Raw genomic sequence first — 21,307 nt, 5'->3', positions numbered from 1 at the left:
GATAACGTGAAGACAGAACGAGCTTGTTTTCAGTTGATGAAGTGGGATCGCTCAATTGTCTGCATCAGGCTTGAGAAATTCCTGGCTGCCTTAAAGTTCAGTAAAAATGTCAAGTTGTTGGGCTGGTTCTTTCGCTCGCTCTGATGGCTTGGCTTTGCCTTTACGCAGTCCGATCGCGATTTTGCTATGTTTCTCGATTTGGGTCATGACTTGTCGTGCGCGATCGATGACTGAACTCGGCAGTCCTGCGAGTCGTCCAGCTTCAATGCCGTAAGAGCGATCGGCTCCTCCAGGTTGAACTTTATGCAGGAAAATAATTTGCTCGGGCATTTCTCGCACCGTAACCTGATAGTTTGCAACATTTGACAAGATCGAAGCGAGTTCATTCAGTTCGTGATAGTGCGTTGCGAAAATCGTTCTAGCTCGAATCTCAGTTGCGAGATGTTCGGCGACTGCCCAAGCGATCGACAATCCATCAAACGTCGCAGTTCCTCGTCCAATCTCATCAAGTAGCACGAGCGATCGCTCTGTTGCATGGTTCAGAATATTCGCCGTTTCATTCATTTCAACCATGAATGTTGATTGTCCAGTTGCCAGATCATCGACTGCACCGACCCGCGTGAAAATGCGATCGCAAATGCCAAGTTGGGCGGATTCAGCCGGAACAAAGCTCCCAATCTGTGCCATGAGTTGAATTAAACCAATCTGGCGCAGGTAGCAGCTTTTACCACTTGCATTCGGACCAGTCAGAACAATCAGATCGGGTGCAGGAGAACCCAGTTCTGCGGAGTTTGGTACAAAGAATCCTGAGGGAATCGATTGTTCAACAACCGGATGACGACCTTCCACGATCGCAATTTCTCGTCCTACTGACATTTGAGGACGACAAAAATTTTGATAAACGGCTAGCTCTGCCAGTCCTGCTAAAGCATCTGCTGCTGCGACTGCATGAGCCACTTTGCGAATGACTTCGGCTTGTTCTCCTACTTGCGATCGCAGTCCCGCAAAAATTTCATACTCTAGCTCCCCGATTTCTCGCCGAGCGTTCATCACCCGACCTTCTCGAACTTTTAGTTCTGGAGTCACAAAGCGTTCTTCATTCGTTAAGGTCTGCTTGCGTTCATAGCCTTCGGGACATTGATCGGCTTTGGCGCGAGAGATACTAATGAAGTAGCCAAAGGCTTTGTTATAGCCAACTTTTAGCGTTTGAATGCCAGTGCGATCGCGTTCTTTTTTTTCGAGTTCGGCTAACCATTTCTCGTCGTCTACAGCTTGCTGGCGCATTTCATCCAACTGAGACACCACATTTTCACGAATCAAACCGCCTTCTTTCAGACCTAGCGGTGGACGATCGACTAAATGCGCCTGAAGATGTTTGCCAAGCTGTTCCAGAATCGGTGGAACATGCTGCAATGCTTTGAGATAGGGAGATTTTGCCTGAGCGACAAGCCTCGCAAGTTCGGGTAGTTTACTCAACGACTCAGCTAAATTGACTAAATCGCGCGGGTTGGCAGTTCCCGATCCAGCTCGACCTGCTAAGCGCTCCAAGTCATAAATCTGATTGAGCATGGCTTTGAGGTCTTCGCGAAGGATGCCATTGCGGACGAGTTCTTGAATCGTGTCGTGTCTGGCTTCAATGTCGTCAATGTTCAGCAAAGGTTGCAAGAGCCATCGTCTCAAAGCACGGCTTCCCATCGACGTTTCAGAGCGATCGAGCGCCCACAACAATGAGCCATGAAATACACCGTCTCGAACAGTTTGCGTAATTTCTAGATTGCGCCGAGTCTGGGGATCAATGGTGAGATATTCACTGATGGTGTAAGTACAAATCGGTTGAAGTGGGACTTGAGTGAGTTCGGGTGTTTTTGATTTGGTTGTATCAATCACACTGCGCTCTGAAGTAGTTTCGAGATACTCAAGCAATCCTCCTGCGGCGCGAACTGCTAAGGGGAGATGTTCACAGCCTAGACCTTCGAGCGATCGCACTTTGAAACGTTCGAGCAATCGATGTCGAGCTTCATGTTGATTAAAGGGAGCTTGCGATCGCAAGGTATAGCAAAACTGGGTTGGCAAGCTTTCTGGAACATGGGGAGAGCGCTCTCCGGGTCGAAGTAACCCGCCTAAATCAGGTGCATTGGTTGGGATCAGAACTTCCGCAGGCTGCAATCGCATTAATTCGCTACAGAGCTGCTCGAGTCCGGTGGCTTGCGTCGTTAAAAATTCTCCCGTTGAAATATCCGCATAGGACAATCCCCAATGATTTCCAGCAATCACAATTGCAGCTAAAAAATTATTTCGCTTCGCATTCAACATTCCTTCTTCAAGAATAGTTCCTGGCGTAATCACGCGTGTGATTTCTCGCCGAACTAATCCTTGTGCTTCGGCTGGATCTTCAACTTGATCGCACACTGCGATCGCATATCCTCTTTCGACTAATGTTGCAGAATAGCGATCGAGCGCGTGATGCGGAATTCCTGATAAAGGGACGCGCCCAACTTCTTTGCCTCCGTCTTTGGAAGTCAGAACAATTTCTAGTTCTCGTGAGACAATCAGTGCATCTTGGAAAAACGTTTCATAAAAGTCCCCGACTCGATACAGAACAATTGCATGGGGATATTGATCTTTGAGATCCGCGTAATGTCGCATCATGGGAGTGAGATGCCCCCGCTGGACAGCACGATGATCTGCATATCGCACTGAATGTTTGATTAAGCGATCGGGAACTCCATGAGTCGGATCGGGCTGAGTCGAGGGAACAGTCATGAAAGAATTAGTACTCTTTTACTAAATTTTAGCCTGCTTCAATTTATTATGCGGGTTTACGATTCAAAGTGGGGAAAGATTATGCGATCGTAAACTTTCCCTAGGATTTACCGCAGGCTAAAATTTCTCGAGACTAAGGTAGGATGCCATGCGCTAGAACCAGGCTATCGAGCTTGCCAGACCGCTGCCTCATACCAAATTGAAAAATGTTTGCGACAAATGCCTTGCGAATGGAATTCGCGGCTACACAAACGAAGTCCACCGGCGCGGACTCACAGCCATTTGTTTAACCCGTGCCGGCGGGTTTTGTCTGCTGAGTTGCGATTTCTAATCGCCAGGACATTAAGTATCGCGATCAAAAAGATTGGGTATTACTACCGCACACTCACTTCGTAACTCATTTCTACTGCAGATTGAGGTGCGATCGCTCGATCAAACACCCAGCGGAGATGGCTGTAAGTATCAGCAGGCGCAGGCTGCATTCCCGTTCTACCATCTGGCAAAGTGATCAAAATCATTGGATTTTCAGAAAATGTTTTGCCGCCATCAATGCTGTAGGTTAATTCTGCATCCCCTTTGACTGCGGAGTTGAGGCTATAGATTGTTCCTTTCGGAATCGGTTGAGTCACGACTAATTTTTCAGCCGGACGATCGCTTGTATTTTTGCCGATAACCTGAAATCGCAGCACCGTACCTTTTTTCACCATCGTATCTTGTTTAAGCTCGTTCCAAATGACTTGCTCTTTGCCTCGTGCATCTTTCTGCACGTGCTTTTGCTTAGCAATCAGCTTCAATTCAACTTCCGTTTGATGGATGGATTGTGCGACAGATCTGCCCTGCTCAAAAAAACGAGCCGCAGCAGGGGTTCCATCGACTGGGATCATGGCGATCGCAGCTGCAATTCCCAAGCCAAATACCACATAGCGACGTGTCATTGTTCTCTCCTAGGGGTTAGTGAATCTGACAACGGAAGAGGAATGTTCTAGCAGCGTCGATCACAGGCTGAAGGTCGGTTAGACTACTTCTGAGTAGAGAACTTGCGGCTAGGAACTGATGCAGATTTTTCATGATGAGCAAGGGTGAGTGAGCGAGAACATAGCTCGCAAAACTCGTCAGCAGAACAACACTTTTTACATTTAAGAGAGTCCCCAGGTTTTTGTAATCTTTATCAAACTCTTGGAAAATTCCGTTAGAACACGGAAGAGATTGCGCAAAACTTTGGGGTAGTTGCGCTCGGTTAAGTTCGCTGATTGATCTGAGGCTGAAACTGATCTCAACCGTTCAATCACCGAAAGTCTGAATAAAAAACCGTGACAAAAAAAAAGGCGGTGCTAAAACGGTTTAGCGAATTGTGTGATGCAAGCCTATGCGAGTTTTGCTAGTAGAAAATGATGAGCAAGTTTCTACAGCGATCAAAGCGGCGTTAACCAAGCAACTTTACACGGTTGATATTGCGATCGATGGTCAAGCAGGTTGGGAACTCGTCGAAGCGATCGAATACGATTTGATTTTGCTGGCTGTGATGCTTCCTAAAATCGATGGCATCCAATTTTGCAAGCGCTTGCGAAATCGAGGTCATTCAACCTTGGTGATGATGATTACTTCCAAAAGTGCGATCGCAGATCGAGTACTAGGCTTAGATAGTGGTGCTGATGACTATATTGTGAAGCCGATTGCTCTGGCAGAGCTAGAAGCTCGAATCCGGGCGTTGTTTCGACGTAAAACAGCCGCAATTTCAACGATTCTACGCTGGGGAAAATTGCAGCTTGATTGTCATACTCGCGAAGTCCTTTATGATCAGACTCGGCTAGATTTAACCTCTAAAGAATTCGCGCTGCTAGAGCGATTGCTAGAGGGTCGAGTATATAGTCAAAGCGATCTAGTCGATCATCTCTGGTCGCTGGATGAAGACCCGCGCAAGGAAGAAGCCGTTCGGGCGTTGATTAAGCGATTACGACAGAAATTGAAAGCGATCTACGCAGAGGAGCTGATTGAAACGGTGTATGGACAGGGATATCGCCTCAATCCTGAGTTACGAGAACCGATTCGATCTTTATCTGTCAAAAGTGAAGTTTCTGCAACGCTCAAGCCTTATCGAGTACAACAGCAGCCCCAAGTCTTAGTCGTCTTATCCGATCAGCACTTGCTCGATCAAATTATTCAAGAAGCAGATCTGTATTCCATTCAAGTGACGGGTGCTCCGACAAGCGCGATCGCCCAGATACGACTTCGACATCAACCCTTTGATCTCATTGTTCTGGACTGCGATCTGGTTCTGCCAGAATCGATGATTCATGACATGCCCGTCTTACTCCTGAAAAGACTGAAGGCAGAGTCTGAACAGAACTTGTCTGCTCAAATCCGAGGGAACTTGTACTACCCGATTACACCGACCCAACTTCTCGAAGCGAGTCTGGGCTGTTTAGAACCAACGCGACCTCTGACGCAGCGTGTCATGATTATCGATGACGACCCGATGATGGTTCGTTTAATCAAAGGCATCTTGGAGAACAATGGCATTCAAGTCAATGCCATCACGAATCCTTTAAGACTTTGGGAAGAACTTGAGTTGTTTGCGCCCGATTTGCTCATTCTCGATTTCAAATTACCGCATATGGATGGACTGCGCCTATGTCAGGCAGTTCGTGAGGACATGCGGTGGTCTTGGTTACCCGTTTTGTTTCTAACGGGTCTGCATCATCTCGATATCATTCGAGAAATTTTTACAGTCGGGGCAGATGATTATATTAGTAAACCTATTATTGCATCTGAGTTAATTGAGCGAGTATCCAAACGATTAACTCGAATGCAGCATATTCGCTATCAGGCTGATTTTGATCCACTCACCAATCTACCGACGCAGCAGCGAGCGCGAGGAATGCTCAAACAGCTATTGCATCTTGCTCATCAGAACCAACAGGTGCTCTGCTTTGCTGTTCTAAGACTGGATGACTTGCAACACCTGAATCAGCAGTATGGATATCGCTATGGCAATCAAGTTTTACAGCAAATCGCGACCTCTCTTAGAAAATCATTCCGTACCGAAGATGTGATTGCCCGTTGGAGTGGAGCAGAATTTGTCATTGGAACCTACAACCTGACGCAGGGTGAAGTGGTAGATTGGTTAGCACAGGTATTAGAGTCCCTCCATCAGACAGAATTACGATCTCCCATGGGTTCGATCCCGAGTACATTTAGGGCATCAGTTGCCCAGTATCCCAAGGATGGAGTCGATCTACTCTCACTGTATCAAGCCGCGATCGCCACACTCGATCAAACAAAAGCTGAACCGATCGATCGCATTCTGCCTGCGGGTTGGCAGCCTGACAGAACAGATATGGATGTCATTGTGCTGCATCGATCCTCCCCATTTGCTGAAGATATGATGCGCGCGCTCTTGATGCGTGGCTACCAGAGCCGCTGGTTCCAAGAAGGTCGATCGGGATTAGAAGAATTACAAGCTGAAGGTGCAAAAAAACAAGTGCTGCTGCTTGAAGCAAATTTACCGAAACTAAACGGGATAACCCTTCTACAGCGTTTGAAAAAGCAGAAGTTTCTGCAAACGACTCCCGTTATTTTACTGGCGACCCAACCCGAAGAAGCAGAAATGGCGAGAGAGTTAGGCTGTTTTGATTATGTGACTGTGCCTTGTGCAATGCCTATGCTGATGCAGAGTTTACGCAAAGCCTTGGAGTCAATTCATTAAGCTAGAAACTCAAGCCAGAGAAGACACAATTTTGTCGATCGCAACTGCTTAATCTCGCACTTTCACGGAAAATTCTTTGAAACTCAACTGAAAATCGAGAATCTTACTGAGTATCTTTTCTTACAATTATGATTTTTGTCACAACTTTGTCACAACTTTTTGCATAAACTCCTATTTGAGCTGGATGCTAACTGGATAGATCTACCAAAATTAGCATCCACCTAATTAGAGACTCATTTTATGCCCGTGAATTTAAAAGGCGAGCATTCAATGGGTTCTACAGGTTATTGCGTATGAAATTGCCTATGTATCTAGATTGCCCGTAACAGATAATGCGGAGCGGTTTGGCATAGGTTCAGAGCTTGTCATTCATTTAATTGGTCAATCATGCAACCACGACGCACCCCCAGGCGAGCGAGCCAACTGCTTGCTGCTACACTTTTACTCACCACTGGATTCCCTCTTGCACCTGGATTTGCAGAAGGAACTCAAGCCGGTACTTCAATTAGTAACACCGCCAATGTTACCTACCGTTCTCCCAGAGATCCGGGAACGACCATCAATGCAACCTCAAACACTGTCTCAGTGCAAGTTGCAGAAGTCGCGGGGATTACGGTGACCGCCTCAGGGGTTACAGATGTTGACGGCGGACAGGTTGAGGTTGGAGACACCCTTTACTACACCTACAGCTTGACCAACGTTGGTAACGATCCAACGAGTTTCCGGATTCCAAACCTGGCAAGAGTGACTGGACCAGGTACACCTGGAACCCTAGAGTACAGCATTGATGGGGGAGCGACTTGGACTGCGTTTCCAGGAAGTGAATTGCTCACCAACACAATCCCAAGCTTAGCGAACGGGATTGTGCCGGGCGGTTCAATTCTAGTGCGTGTGCCTGTGACGATCGCAGCTGGGGCACAGGCGAATGATGTGGTTTCTGTCACCTTAGGGGATACTCCTGGAGATGCCCAAAACCAAGCCCGAAGCCCGAATGGAGGCGACGTTTATACCGTCGATAATCCAGACGGAACGCCAGGCGGAGAAGTGACAGGCGCACCTGTCAACGGCGTTCGAGAAGCGAGCAGTACAGCACAAGCAACGGTCAATCAAACGGCAAGAACCTATGCGTTAGCAACATTGCTGAAGACTCGGACAGGCTATACCCCCACTGGAGCGCCGGGTCCCGGTGATGATCAAATCTCCTATGGATTGAGCTTGCGAGTTGAAAATACTGATCCAACCGGACTTGGAATTACGCCTGCGCCTTTGGCTGGAACGACAGTCAATGGTGTAGCTGGCTCAAATATCTTAGTCTCGGATGCGATTCCTCTAGGCACAACGTTTGTCAGTGCTGTTGCTCCACTGGGTTGGCAAACAGTTTACACTAGCTCTGCGATTTCAATCGATGCAAACCAAGCGACGTGGAGCACAACTCCGATCGCGAATCCAACCCGGGTTGGTTTTGTCAGAACGGGCACGATTGCGCCTGGAACGACAGTCACCGGATTCCAAATCACCGTAGCCGTAGCAGGAACTCCTGCGTCTATTACAGTTGCAAACATTGGCCAATTGTTCGGTTCGACTCCAAGCCAAACGGTTGGACAACCTGGTGTACCAGTTTACGACGAATCTGGTGACCAGAATCCAAGTAACTACAGCGACGATGGAACTCCTCCTGGAACAGATTCAAACGGCGATGGTGTGCCTGATGCTTTGCCTGATACAGACATTGACGATGGTTTCGTCAATACTCCAGCTAGCCCTGAAACAGGTATCGATTCCGGCAACAATAATTCGGGTCAAGACAGCACCCCAACTGAAGGGGGTGGTGAAGCCAGTGTTTTCACCCTAAACACGCCTGTCCCGGCTGCTGTGAGCAATGGTCCCGATGGCGCACCCACCGCAACGGGTCCTTCTGGTACAGACAATGACGACTTTACGAATGCTTCGTCTCCTGTTCCACCGAACCTCGTTGCTGGAACTAATGCAACGCTTGACCCTGCTCCTGTTGCCTTTACAAACACGGTGCTGAACAGTGGAACGAGTCCTGGCAATATTGTGCTGACTCCACAACCTCCAGCGACTCTGGATCATCTTCCTGCAAATTCTACGGTGACGATTACGGCTGGTAGCAGTTCTGTGACTTATCAGTATGACGGTGCAGGGAACTACACGATCGTATCGAGCAACACAGGTGGAAACCCGATTCAAATCAACAATGTTCAACCGGGTCAGCAGGTGAACTATGGGGTTGAGGTCAATCTTCCGCTGAACACGCCGCTGTCAACCGATATCAATCGAGGTTTCCCGGTTCCAATTCAGGCAGGAATTGATACAGATAGTAACATTGCGACGATTGAGGCGACGAATTTGACCATCGATCGAGTCTATACAGGCTACCTCAGAACGGTCAAAGAGAGCCGCATTCTGCCGGGTACAGGTCCAGCACCGACAGCTGCGGATTCCACGTTCAGCACTACCCAAAAAACGCCTGCTCCAGGCAACATCATTGAGTATCGGATTACCTACACCAACATTTCAGAACCGCAATCCGGCACAGGCAACATCATCCTGGAAGCTGAGCAAGTGGTGATTGATGAAAATGGCGTATCCGGTGCAAACAACACGAACAACTGGGCAAGAGACAATGATGGCAATGGCATCATTGACACGAGCAACATTGTAGGAAGTGCAGCGGATTCTGGTGCTTCGACGGTTAATTTCTTTAGCGGCAATCCAGCAACGACTGGGGCTGTTGATCAGACGGGAACGACGGCAACTACTGATGTGACGCGATATGTGAATACGGTAACTGGCATTGTTGCACCTCAGCAATCTCGAACCTTCACGTTCCGCCGTCGCGTGAACTAAGCTCAGTAGCCTTTTTGCAAGGAGTGATTTTCTAACGCTGCTCCTTGCAAAAGGTCTGATTGTTCATCCCATCATCTGCATTCATTTTTTACCGGAGAACCTTTATGAAACGTTGGTCTATTAGTTTAGGTGCAGTAGCTCTCATTGCTGCAACATTGCCATTCCTCAACGGTACGCCTGTGATGGCAAGCCTGCAACAGGCAGGAGCCGCGATCGCAGAGCGCCTACAACGCCCAGAAGTCAAACTCAACCTTGCAGTTGAGAAGCAAACCGTCATGGTCAATGAGCAAGGGCAAAAACAAGTGAAGTGGAATGCTCTGCAAGGCAAAGCTCTGGTTGAACCCGGGAATGTTCTGCGGTACAGCTTGACCGGGAAAAATGCGGGAGATCTGCCTGCTCAAGGCATTGAATTGACCCAACCGATTCCGAAAGGCACAAAATTTGTGTTGAACTCAGCCACAACAAACAGTGCAGGACAGATCACTTACAGCATTGATAACGGCAAAACTTTTGTGGAAGCACCGACGGTGACGGTGACCCTAGCAGACGGCAAGACGGTCGAACGTCCTGCACCTGCTGAAGCTTATACCCATGTGCGCTGGAACCTGGCTAAAGATTTGAATCCTCAAGCTGCCCTGATGGCTGCTTACCAAGTCGAAGTCCGCTAGAGCGAAGTTTGGACTAGAGGGAAAGAGCGAGCTTAGAAATAGAGCGCTTCTATCGGTTTCTTTTCCCTCTTTTTTTCATACATTCAATTTTTTCAACTGTTATAGCTTTATTCCCCCAAGAGTTAGGGACTAAGAGGAGCCTCGTGAATCGTCCTCAGATGAGAGAAAAAATATATCGAACTTGGCAGAGTGTGCTGTTAGCGATCGTTGCTAGTGGAGTCACAGCCCCTGCTACGTTTTCCCAAAGTCGTCCTCTCTTAAGCAATCAAGCCGAGTTACGTTATGTCGATCGGAGGTCGCAGCGCCCCTATAGTCTCATTTCTAATTCCTTGGGAACGGTTGCTAGTGGACTTGTTGATCCATTAGGACGGGTGCTTGGGTGTAATGGTGAATTGCTGCCAGACTATCGCGGATTCTCGGTCGCTCTATATGAGCCAGATCCAAGCGATCCGACAGGGACAGAGCTGGGTCGGTTAGTTGATCTGACTCCTACTGAGAGTCCCGACATTCCGGGGAATGGAATCCGTCCAGGACTGGCACCCAATCTGAGTAACATTAATCCTTTCTTTCTCACGAATGGCGAGGGCGGTCGATATAACTTCCTGTTTGACCCAAATCGTGGTCAAACAGATCCAGGAAAAACTTACATCCTTGTGATCAATCCGCCTGCGAATTCAATCTATCGACAACGCCGCATCAAGATTGAAATTCTCACACCTACTGGAACGGTCAATAACAGCATCGTCCGCTATCTGGCAACGTCGCTTGATGATCAACCGATCAGTACGACTGGCGGAACGAATATTACAAGTACAGTCGTGTTTGTTCCAGATGCTGAGCAAGTTGGATTAGACCTTTTATCGTTGCAGTTTAACTCTTTGCTTTGTCAGTCTGAGCAAATGCAATTAGTCAAGAGTGGCGATCGCGCAACCGCAGAGCCGGGGGACTCTGTGATCTATCGATTGTCGATTCGGAACCAATCAGATGCAGGCTTAACTCAAATTCAAGCGACCGATACTTTGCCAACTGGGTTCAAGTTCTTAGCGAATTCAGTGCAGGCAGAAGTCGGCGGGCAGATTGTGCCTGTCACGACTGAAACACAAGGTTCGACGGTGATTTTCCGCTCGACTGCGACGATTCCACGGGGCAGTGTCATGAACATTGCTTATGCAACACAGCTTACGCCTGATGCAATTCGAGGATCGGGACGCAATAGCGCGATCGTCAATGGGCAACGAGTGGATAACGGGTTTGCTGTGAAAGATGGCCCGGCAACTCATCAACTCCGCATTCGTCCGGGGATTACTTCCGATTGTGGAACCATCATTGGGCGAGTGTTTGAGGATAAGAACCAAGACGGAGAACAGCAGAAGGATGAACCTGGAATTCCTAATGCTGTAATTTTCCTTGATGACGGAAATCGAATTACGACGGATAAAGATGGATTGTTTTCGGTCGCGAATGTTTTGCCTGGAAGCCGATCTGGCGTTTTGGATCTCAGTAGTATTCCGTCTTATACCCTTGCACCAACTCCCACGTTTAGAGAGCGCCGGAGTCAATCTCGGCTAGTTCGTCTTGCTCCGGGCGGACTGGTACGAATGAATTTTGGTGTCGTTCCAGTCTCGCGTAAAGAGGGCAAGTCATGAAGTCGCAGTTTTTCTTGTATGTCTCTCTCTTCTTGGCGGGAGTTTTGCTCGCTCCAGTACAAGCTCAGGAGGCGAATTCTAAACAGCAATCAACCCCGACATCTCTTGAATCAGTTGATGCAGCAAAACCGAGTTCAACCGCAGTTGAGGTAAAGCCTGAACGGCAACCCAACCCGGAATTCTCTGTGCAAAGCACAACTGATGAAGTCAAGATTCTTTCACCTGCGATCGATGGAGTTCTAGATGTACCTGCTGCAACTGTTGTTGTTCAAGCTCCAGAAGGTAAGCAGGTAGAACTGCGAGTTAATGGTGTACTTGTCCCTGATCAACTGATTGGACGAACCGAAACAGATCAAAAATTAGGTCAGGTACTCCGAACCTACTATGGTGTTTCGCTACAACAAGGCAGCAACACTCTCTCAGCACAAATTGTAGGTGCTACCAAATCAGTTCAAGTTACAGTACAAGTACGCGGGGAAGCTGAGAAACTCTCTGTACAAGCCACAGAAGCCAAAATCCCTGCGGATGGACGATCGACTGCAACGATTCGAGGCGAGCTTCTGGATGGACAAGGCAATCGATCGAATCGAGACGCATTAATCACGCTTTCAACGACCGCAGGCGAATTCCTAGATACAGATGCAGCAGCGGATCAGCCTGGCTTTCAAGTCAAAGCAGAGCGAGGACAATTTACGGCGCGATTGAGATCGGGATTAGAAGCAAGGACAGTGACCATTCGTGCAGCTGTTGGAAAGCTGGAAGACTTTACTCAACTGCAATTTGAGACGAGCCTGCGCCCTTCGATCGCGACGGGGGTGATTGATTTACGATTCGGTAGACAAGGCACGGATTTTTACAGAAGCTTCCGTGATTTTCTGCCTGTGAATCGGGATAACAACTATCAACTCGATTTCGGTGCAGCCGTTTTTGCGACGGGGCGAATCGGAGATTGGTTGCTCACAGGTGCATACAACAGTGCTCGTCCTTTGAATGAGACGTGTGATGGCACGAATAGTTTGTTTCGACCCAATGACCAATCCTGTGATCAGAACTATAGTGTTTATGGAGATAGCTCTGAATCAACGATTCTCACGCCTTCGATCGATAGTCTTTTCCTGAAGCTAGAACGCACCTCACCTGTTGCTGGAGCCGGAACAGACTATGCCATGTGGGGTGATTACACCACTGAAGAATTTGCGACGCGATCGCAAGAATTCAGTGCGACAAATCGCCAGCTTCACGGCTTTAAGACGAACTACAATTTCGGCAATCTCCAAATCACAGGACTGTTTGCGAACAATATTCAGGGATTTCAACGCGATACGCTTGTTCCTGATGGCACAAGCGGATTTTACTTTCTCTCTCGTCGGTTGCTCGTTGAAGGGAGCGAGTCGATTTTTCTGGAACTCGAAGAACTTAATCGACCCGGAACCGTGCTCAAACGTCAGCAACTGAGCCGTGGAAAAGATTATGAAATTGATTACGATCGAGGCACGATTTTATTTCGTGAGCCGATCACTCGAACTGATGTTGGAGAGGTTGGAGAAACGCTGGTTCGTCGTATTGTTTCGACCTATCAATACGATACGCCTGGCTCAGATTCTCGGATGTTTGCGGGTCGAGTGCGATATCATTTCGCCCGTGGCTTAAATCGTGAAAGTTGGCTCGGTGCGACTTATCTTCGAGAAGATCAAGGCACGAGAGACTTTGAGTTGTATGGAGCCGATGCGTTTGTTTCCCTCGGTCAGAATAGTCATGCTTTAGCAGAATATGCTCGATCGACAAATCTCTCTGATGTGCTGGGATTAGTCAGCGGGTCTGCTTATCGGTTTGAGCTAGAAAGCAAACTTTCGCAAGGCATTGATGCGCGTGCCTACTATCGTCAAGCTGATACAGGCTTTGCAAACAATGCAACGGTTAGTTTTGTTCCAGGTCAAACTCGCTATGGGACTCAACTGACAGCACAAGTTGGTAAAACGACAAATTTACGATTTCAATATGACCATGAGGATAATCGCGGCATTGCACCGCGTCCGTTAACCACACTCGAAGATCTCTTTAGTCCTCGAACAGAGCCACTCCCAGGGACACAGGTTGACAATTCGCTCACGACGATTTTGGCAGGGATTCAGCAGAAAATTGGCACAGCGGATTTAACCGTCGATTGGATTCATCGCGATCGCGAAGATCGGCTGAATTCTGGTTTGGATAGTAACTCGGATCAATTGCGATCGCGCCTCAATGTCCCGCTGACTCGCGACTTGACGTTTATTGCTCAGAATGAGACGACGCTTTCTCAAGAAACAGATGCGATTTATAGCGATCGCACGTTACTGGGTCTAAACTGGCAAGTTGTTTCTGGTATCAATGTTCAGTTAGCCCAACAATTTTTCACTCGTGGGCAATTTGAAGGACAATCGATCACTAGCTTAAATGTGATTGGCGACTATAAATTGGCGCGAGACACGACGTTGAGAGGGCGCTATACGCTCTGGGGCGGTGCGAACGATTTAACGATGCAGGGCGCAATTGGAATTAACCAAGGCATCGTGATTTCTCCTGGGTTACGGCTTGACTTAGCTTACGATCGCATCTTCGGCGATTTTCTTGGTCGAAGTGCTGCTGGTTCTCGATTTGCTCAGCCTTTTGCGTTTGGACAAGGTGCTTCGGCGCTTGGACTTGAAAGTGGTGATAGTTATAGCGTTGGGCTTGAATACACGGGTAGTCCAGACTTTAAAGCGAGCGCTCGCTATGAGCATCGCTCGTCTTCACAGAGCCGAAATACGGTGATTTCAGCCGCAGCAGCCGGGAAAATTAGTCCTGAGCTAACCGCGTTGCTGCGATATCAGCAAGCGAATAGCGCGAATCAGACCTTGGTTGGGTTGCCAGACACAGCGAACTTGAAATTTGGTTTAGCTTATCGCAATCCACGCGACGATCGATTCAATGCCCTACTAAGGTACGAATACCGCAAAAATCCTGCGACGATTCCTGACAGTATTTTATTCAGCACTGGCACAGGCACAAAGGATCATCTATTTGGACTCGAAGCAATCTATGCCCCGGATTGGCGATGGGAATTTTATGGTAAATTTGCTCTGCGGAATAGTCGCTCTTATTTAGCAAGTGATTTGGCAGGAACAAGCACTGCAACGTTAACTCAGCTTCGAGCAACTTACCGTTTTGCAGAGCAATGGGATATAACAGGTGAGGCTCGTTGGATTCATCAAACTGCTGGATTTAGTGAAACTGGCTTAGCAATCGAAGCGGGCTACTACCTCAATCCAAATCTTCGGCTTGCCGCAGGCTATAGCTTCGGGCGTGCCCACGATCGCGACTTGACCGGATCGCGTTCTGCTGGAGGAATCTATCTTGGCTTAACCATGAAAGTGAATGAGCTTTTCAACGGTTTTGGACTCCAAAAAGTGCCGAGTCCCCAACAAACTCTCTCACAGCAGGCTAACTAATTACTCTGTCTACCCCTTTCCCAAAAGTCATGAAGTTCAATCGCCCCACCTCCTTCTCCAAGCTCTACCAGACATTTTGCTGGTTTATGGTTGCGCTGACGTTGACCTTTTTAGCCAGTTACCATCCTTTGCTGATTCCTGTTGAGCCTGCACTAGCAGCGGGAGTTTGTGCGATTCCTGGGAAAGATGGAGTCGTGAACCAGAGTACGATCGTCAACACCTACTTTCCTGGCGCACCTGACTCTTCAGCAACTGCTGGAAGTACATCGCTGTCGGTCTCTAATTATTACACCAGTGGAGCAAATACGCCGATCGCGCCGGGCGATTTGCTGATGGTGATCCAGATGCAAGATGCCACGATCGACTTTACGAATTCGCTTGCCTATGGTTCAGGAAACATTGCTGGTGGGGGAAGTGGACAAACGGCCTTAGGCGCTTCGGGTCAGTATGAATTTGTCTACGCCCAGAATTCCGTGCCCTTAAGCGGCGGCACCCTACAAATTCGAGGCGGTGGAGCTGGAGGGGGCTTAGTCAACACCTACGTTAATGCCAACCCTACATCCACGCGTGGACGCAGAACCTTCCAAGTCATCCGGGTGCAACAATATGCCAGCCTAACCCTAGCTAGCAATATCACTGTTCCTGATTGGAATGGAACTGTTGGGGGGGTTTTGGTTTTTGATGTTGCAGGTGACATGAATTTCAATAGCTTCACCATTGATGGCACTAACAAAGGATTTAGAGGGGGATACACCCCCTCTGGTGCTTCGGGTCAAAACGTGACCACCTATGTTGCTTCAGCAGGTTCAACGGTTGGTGGCGGTAAGGGTGAAGGGATTGCTGGAACTCCTCGCTATATGTGGGATGGAATCACTGCGGTTAACCTAGGGAGCGACCAATTACCCGGCGGTGATGCAGGACGTGGCGCACCAAGTAACGGCGGTGGCGGTGGGAACGATCACAACTCTGGGGGGGCCGGAGGAGGAAACGGCGGTCGTGGGGGTACGGGTGGAATTGGCTGGCAGGGTGCAGGAGGGTCCACAGGGCTGCCGGGTGGTCAGGGGATTGGTGGTTTTCCAGTATCTAATCCTGCGACCATCGATCGCCTGATTATGGGTGGTGGTGGTGGCGGCGGTGATGCCAATGACCAACCCAATGGGGTACGAGGTGGACAAGGCGGTGGTATTGTCTTGATCCGAGCCGGTCGATTTGTGGGATCTGGAACGATTCGCTCGAATGGAAGTGATGGTGAAATCAACCAATTTAACAACAACCCTGATGGTGCAGGAGGGGGCGGTGCAGGCGGAACGATTGCCCTACAAGCGCTAAATGGCAATTTGTCAGGGTTGACGGTTGAAGCAAGAGGGGGGAATGGCGGCAATACCCTCAATGACAATGGCAATGAACATGGACCTGGCGGCGGCGGCGGCGGCGGTGTCGTTGTCTCCTACAGCCCTGGTGGAACCGTAAGTGGAGCGAATTTGGCAGGAGGAGCGAACGGTCGGGCAAATAATGGAGCCGGAATTCCTCATGGTGCAACGGCAGGTACTGTGGGTGTCAGCAGCACCTTTGCACCAACCTCTTTGCCTCCGATCGAACCCGGTGCGAGTTGTTTCCCCACGCTCAATGTCACAAAATCCGAAGCTAATCCAGGAGGAGCCGGACAACGGTTTGCACCGAGTACAGCAACCTATACAATCACTGTTTCCAATACGGGTCCTGGTGGTGCGGCAGGGGTGCAGATTGTTGATCCCCTACCCGCTGGATTCTCCTATGCCTCAGGTGCCACGGCAACATTTGCAGGCGGAGCCTTGGGGTCTGCTTCTCCCACGAATTCTGGTACGGCAACGACCCCTATCTTTGGCGACTTTCTAATTCCGGCAGGTGGCAATGTTACGCTTACCTTTACCGTCAATATTGCTGCCGGAACTCCGCCTGGAACGTATCAAAATTCAGCCCAAGTTCGTTACCTTGATCCGACTCGAACCACGGCCAATCCCAATCGGCTCATTGCGCCTGCTACCTCTGCCCTTCCCGGAGCAAATACAACCTATGAAAATGGTGTTTTAGCCGGACAGTCTGTTCCCGGTTCAAACTATGATGCTGTCACTAACACGGCTGAGGATGTTGTGATCGCTGCAGTTCCGACTTCAGTGTCGGGTACGGTGTTTCATGATTATTCCGCCAATGTCGTGCTTGACAGTGACTTGGGCACTGATGTTGGTACCAATGCAGGTTCGCCAAGCTTAACCGTCTATGCTATTAATCCGTCAAGTCAGGTTGTCGATAAAGCGATCGTTGCGGCAAATGGCACCTACACGCTGGCAAATGTTCCAAGCAATAGCTCGTTGACGCTGCGACTCTCTAATGATAGTAGTGCGGCGATCGGTGCAACTGTGCCTAATGTGAGTCTACCCAGTAATTGGTATTACACGGGTGAAAATGTTAATGGCACGATCGATGCCGTCATCTCTACTCTGGGAGACATTGCGATCACAACAACGACTAGCGCTCTGACCAACCAAAACTTTGGAATTCGTCAAGGCTATGTAATTGCTCCCGATCCTGCTCCTACCACTTGTAATCCTGATTACACAGGAGCTTTAACAACTGGAATCAGTTCTACGGGTGGTCAACTTTCTCCTGGAAACTTTGATCTGAACTGGTCAGTCGAGTGGCTCAATGCAAGTCTGGGAGCAATTCCCTATGCGCCTGCTCGTCCAGTTGGACCCATGCCTGCGGTTGTTGTTGGAAATTTAGCCCTAGGCGCATGGATCAATGAGCCATCGAATGCTCGATGGATTAGTTATCCGTTCCGCCTGTCGAACAATAGCAATGGTAATCATCAAAACGCAGATCTCGATGGGATTGTCGGTGAGATTGCGACCCCCGGATCGTATACAGGCACGTCAGACACGATCCGTCTCAAGTACACAGCGAGTGTTACTTTGCCTGCAAATGCAAACGCAATTAGCGTCTCTTTACCGATCGGAGTTTCAGTTGACAACCAATTTGTAAGCGTTAGAGTCAATGGTGTTGAAAATCTATCGCCTTTGCCAGCACAAGATCCGCAAACAGAAGATTATCGTGCGACGCGAACTGTCAATATGACCCAAGGTTGGCAGCCAGGAGTCAATATCATCGAAATCATCACAGATTCAGGATCACCTTTGACAGGGTTTTTCCTAAGAGTAGAGGCTGCGACAATTCAGGTCTGTGCTTCACCTAATGTATCTGTTGTAAAACGCATTACAGCGATTAATAGTCAGACTAGCACTCAAGGCGGAGACAATCTGAGCTTGTATAAAGATGAGGCGAGTAATCCCTACGACGATAATACGATTACGATTCCCACTCAGCCAAATCCCACCGATCCACCCAAAGATACGGATAAATGGCCAAATCTGAGCACTTTCCTAGTAGGAGGGACAAACGGCGGATTTACCAAACCCGGTGATGAGCTTGAGTATACGATCTACTTCTTATCCGCAGGAGACGGAGAAGCTCAAAACGTTCTCTTCTGCGATCGCGTTCCCACGAATGTCACATTTAATCCGACTGCATTTAACACAGGCGTGCCTGCTGATCCAAATGGAATCAGTACAGCAAATCGCGGCATTGTGGTGAATGTTGGAGGCAATAGCCTAGCACTAACAGGTGTTGCCGATGGCGATCGTGCTCGCTATTTTCCACCCGGAGTTGAACCTAGCTTGGTTCCTGAATTCAGCGGAATTAATTGTAATGGAGCCAATACTAATGGTGCAGTGGTTGTCAATTTAGGCAATTTGAACAGCGCAACGGCTCCAGGTGTCCCTGCTGATTCTTACGGGTTTGTTCGCTTTCGAGCAAGGGTGAAGTAGGCGAATCCAGCACATTTGACGGGAAGATAGGGGATAAGCTGCATCTGAGTTCTCCCCCTTCTCCACTCGAATGTGCTGGACAAATTAAATTTATAATCCTTAGGAAAATGGCAAGAGGAGGTCAATGATCTTAATTGCAATAAAAGGCGCAACAATGCCACCCAAGCCATAAAGCAATATATTGCGTTTGAGCAGTTGATCCGCTGTCAAAGGGCGGAATTTTACCCCTTGTAGAGCTAGTGGAATTAAAGCAGGAATAATCAGTGCGTTGTAGATCAATGCTGACACGATCGCTGATTGTGCGCTTTTGAGTCCCATAATATTCAATGCTCCAATCCCCGCCGAAGCAAACAGTGTAGGGATAATTGCAAAATACTTGGCGATGTCATTCGCGATCGAGAACGTCGTCAATGCACCTCTAGTCATGAGAAGCTGCTTTCCGATCGTGACCAAATCGATCAACTTGGTCGGATCAGAATCCAAATCCACCATATTTGCCGCTTCTTTTGCTGCTTGAGTTCCAGAGTTCATTGCTAAACCGACATTCGCCTGTGCTAGAGCCGGAGCATCATTTGTGCCGTCTCCTGTCATTGCAACAAGCTTTCCCTGCGATTGTTCTTCGCGAATTACATGGATTTTGTCTTCGGGCGTTGCTTCTGCAATAAAATCATCGACTCCTGCTTCTTGGGCAATCACTGAAGCCGTAATCCGATTATCTCCCGTCAGCATGATCGTTTTCACACCCATGCGGCGCAACTGATCAAACCGCTCTCGAAGTCCTGGTTTGACAATATCCTTGAGATAAATCACGCCATAGATTTCATCATCTTGGCAAACCCCGAGCGGCGTTCCGCCTAACCGTGAAACTCTTTCATAGGCTTGCTCTAGTTCCGAGGGAATCTTGCCGCCCCTAGAACGTACAAAGCCCCGAATCGCTTCAATCGCTCCTTTTCGGGCTTCTCGCCCATTCGGAAGATTGGTGCCACTCATACGAGTTCGAGCCGAAAACTCTACCCCGCTTGCACTGTCCAAATCGAAGTCTAGTCTTGCGCGATTTTGTTCTGCTAATTGCACAATCGATCGACCTTCTGGCGTTTGATCAAACACGCTTGCAGCAAGAGCGACTTGAGCCATTTCCTCGATCGAATGACCATGAATTGGAATAAGCTGTGCTGCAAGGCGATTTCCTAAAGTGATTGTTCCAGTTTTATCTAGCACCAATGTATTGATGTCACCACAGGCTTCAACGGCTCGTCCTGAAGTTGCAATGACATTAAATTGAGCGACTCGATCCATTCCCGCAATCCCGATCGCACTTAACAATCCCCCAATCGTGGTTGGAATCAAAGCAACTAACAATGAGATCAAAATTGCGACACTCGTACCTGCTCGTACCTGATTTGCAGCAGTCACATCTTCAATGCCTCTTGCAACAGAGTGAACTAGAGGGGAGAGCGTCGAAACCACAATCAGAAAGACTAACGTCAGAACGGCGAGGAGAACAGTGAGGGCAATTTCATTCGGAGTCTTCGATCGCTCTGCACCTTCAACCAGCGAGATCATACGATCGATGAATCCCTGCCCTGGATCAGAAGTAATTCTCACCACTAACTCATCCGAAAGTAACCTTGTTCCCCCTGTTACTGAGCTTGAAATATCTGTTCCAGGTTGTTTCAAAACGGGAGCAGATTCGCCTGTAATCGCTGATTCATCAACTGATCCGAGTCCTTGAATTACTTCGCCATCTGCCGGAATCAGATCGCCTGCAACGACTCGAACTTCATCGCCTTTGCGTAAGCTTGTCGAACTCACTTCTTGCACTGTGCCGTTGATGATTTTTTTCGCAATCGTATCTGACCGCGTTGCTCTCAATGCATCTGCTTGAGCTTTCCCCCGTCCTTCTGCGATCGCTTCCGCAAAGTTAGCAAAGAGCACAGTAAAAAGCAGAATCACTGTGATCATGCCATTCAGCAATCGCTGTTGAGTCAGATCAGCTTGAATCGTTCCAAATAGATTCGGATCAAGAGTCACCAGTAAAGTCACGATCGTTCCGACCCAAACGATAAACATCACCGGATTTCGCACCGCAACACGAGGATCGAGCTTCACAAATGCGCCTCGAATCGCTTGCTGATACATCCTTTTGCGAGCAGTATTTCTCTTCATGACTCATCTTTTTCCAATTTGGAACGCTTCGGCAACACATCCTAATTCCAGCCTAGAGAAGAATGCCAACGCATTGAGACTTAAAATAACACTCCTGTAAGCAAGTCTGTATCGAGGCTTCGAGGCGCATTTGTGACGTGTAGCGCTCGGCTGTTGAGCG

The 21,307-nt window shown here is 48.6% G+C and carries 9 protein-coding genes; 6 read left to right on the top strand and 3 right to left on the bottom strand.

The features are described from left to right. Positions 1–90: 90 nt before the first annotated feature. The gene (gene mutS / locus J0L70_RS03425) at positions 91–2,763 is read right to left on the bottom strand and encodes a DNA mismatch repair protein MutS (RefSeq protein ID WP_287453121.1); all 2,673 of its coding nucleotides are present in this window, start codon (positions 2,761–2,763) and stop codon (positions 91–93) included. A 374-nt stretch (positions 2,764–3,137) separates the two neighbouring features. Continuing rightward, positions 3,138–3,698 carry a hypothetical protein gene (locus tag J0L70_RS03420; RefSeq protein WP_287453119.1) on the bottom strand — a complete coding sequence of 187 codons (561 nt, stop codon included), beginning with the start codon at positions 3,696–3,698 and terminating at the stop codon, positions 3,138–3,140. A 431-nt stretch (positions 3,699–4,129) separates the two neighbouring features. Between J0L70_RS03420 and J0L70_RS03415 the strand changes: the two genes are divergently transcribed. From J0L70_RS03415 to J0L70_RS03390, 6 genes are all read left to right on the top strand, one after another. Further along, complete coding sequence (locus J0L70_RS03415; protein ID WP_287453118.1) at positions 4,130–6,469, top strand: response regulator; 2,340 nt, start codon at positions 4,130–4,132, stop codon at positions 6,467–6,469. Between the two features lie 387 nt (positions 6,470–6,856). Further along, positions 6,857–9,340 carry a DUF7925 domain-containing protein gene (locus J0L70_RS03410; RefSeq protein WP_287453117.1) on the top strand — a complete coding sequence of 828 codons (2,484 nt, stop codon included), beginning with the start codon at positions 6,857–6,859 and terminating at the stop codon, positions 9,338–9,340. Between the two features lie 104 nt (positions 9,341–9,444). After that, positions 9,445–10,008 (top strand): DUF11 domain-containing protein, encoded by a 564-nt coding sequence (locus J0L70_RS03405; RefSeq protein WP_017287910.1) that lies wholly within the window; start codon positions 9,445–9,447, stop codon positions 10,006–10,008. Positions 10,009–10,151: 143 nt separating this feature from the next. After that, a complete protein-coding gene (locus J0L70_RS03400) occupies positions 10,152–11,654 on the top strand; it encodes a DUF11 domain-containing protein (RefSeq protein WP_026148599.1) in 1,503 nt (500 codons plus the stop codon). Then, on the top strand, positions 11,651–15,121 hold the full coding sequence (locus J0L70_RS03395) for a TonB-dependent receptor (protein ID WP_287453116.1): 3,471 nt from the start codon (positions 11,651–11,653) through the stop codon (positions 15,119–15,121). Before J0L70_RS03400 ends, J0L70_RS03395 begins: the two co-directional genes overlap by 4 nt. A 29-nt stretch (positions 15,122–15,150) precedes the next feature. Then, positions 15,151–18,981, top strand: coding sequence for a hypothetical protein (locus tag J0L70_RS03390; protein ID WP_287453115.1), 3,831 nt, complete (start codon positions 15,151–15,153; stop codon positions 18,979–18,981). A gap of 99 nt (positions 18,982–19,080) precedes the next feature. On the opposite strand, the gene kdpB is transcribed toward J0L70_RS03390, so the two are convergent. Continuing rightward, positions 19,081–21,147, bottom strand: coding sequence for a potassium-transporting ATPase subunit KdpB (kdpB, locus tag J0L70_RS03385; protein ID WP_287453114.1), 2,067 nt, complete (start codon positions 21,145–21,147; stop codon positions 19,081–19,083). Positions 21,148–21,307 lie beyond the last annotated feature (160 nt).

The organism is Leptolyngbya sp. UWPOB_LEPTO1 (genome assembly GCF_017302695.1).
Classification (GTDB): domain Bacteria; phylum Cyanobacteriota; class Cyanobacteriia; order Leptolyngbyales; family Leptolyngbyaceae; genus Leptolyngbya; species Leptolyngbya boryana.
Note: the sequence above shows the minus strand (reverse complement) of the source record. Positions and strands in the feature narration are given on the sequence as shown.

Excerpts from the sequence above, each read along its gene's own strand:
- mutS (WP_287453121.1), bottom strand. The coding sequence starts at position 2,763 with ATGACTGTTCCCTCGACTCAGCCCGATCCGACTCATGGAGTTCCCGAT.
- J0L70_RS03420 (WP_287453119.1), bottom strand. The coding sequence starts at position 3,698 with ATGACACGTCGCTATGTGGTATTTGGCTTGGGAATTGCAGCTGCGATC.
- J0L70_RS03415 (WP_287453118.1), top strand. The coding sequence starts at position 4,130 with ATGCGAGTTTTGCTAGTAGAAAATGATGAGCAAGTTTCTACAGCGATC.
- J0L70_RS03410 (WP_287453117.1), top strand. The coding sequence starts at position 6,857 with ATGCAACCACGACGCACCCCCAGGCGAGCGAGCCAACTGCTTGCTGCT.
- J0L70_RS03405 (WP_017287910.1), top strand. The coding sequence starts at position 9,445 with ATGAAACGTTGGTCTATTAGTTTAGGTGCAGTAGCTCTCATTGCTGCA.
- J0L70_RS03395 (WP_287453116.1), top strand. The coding sequence starts at position 11,651 with ATGAAGTCGCAGTTTTTCTTGTATGTCTCTCTCTTCTTGGCGGGAGTT.
- J0L70_RS03390 (WP_287453115.1), top strand. The coding sequence starts at position 15,151 with ATGAAGTTCAATCGCCCCACCTCCTTCTCCAAGCTCTACCAGACATTT.
- kdpB (WP_287453114.1), bottom strand. The coding sequence starts at position 21,147 with ATGAAGAGAAATACTGCTCGCAAAAGGATGTATCAGCAAGCGATTCGA.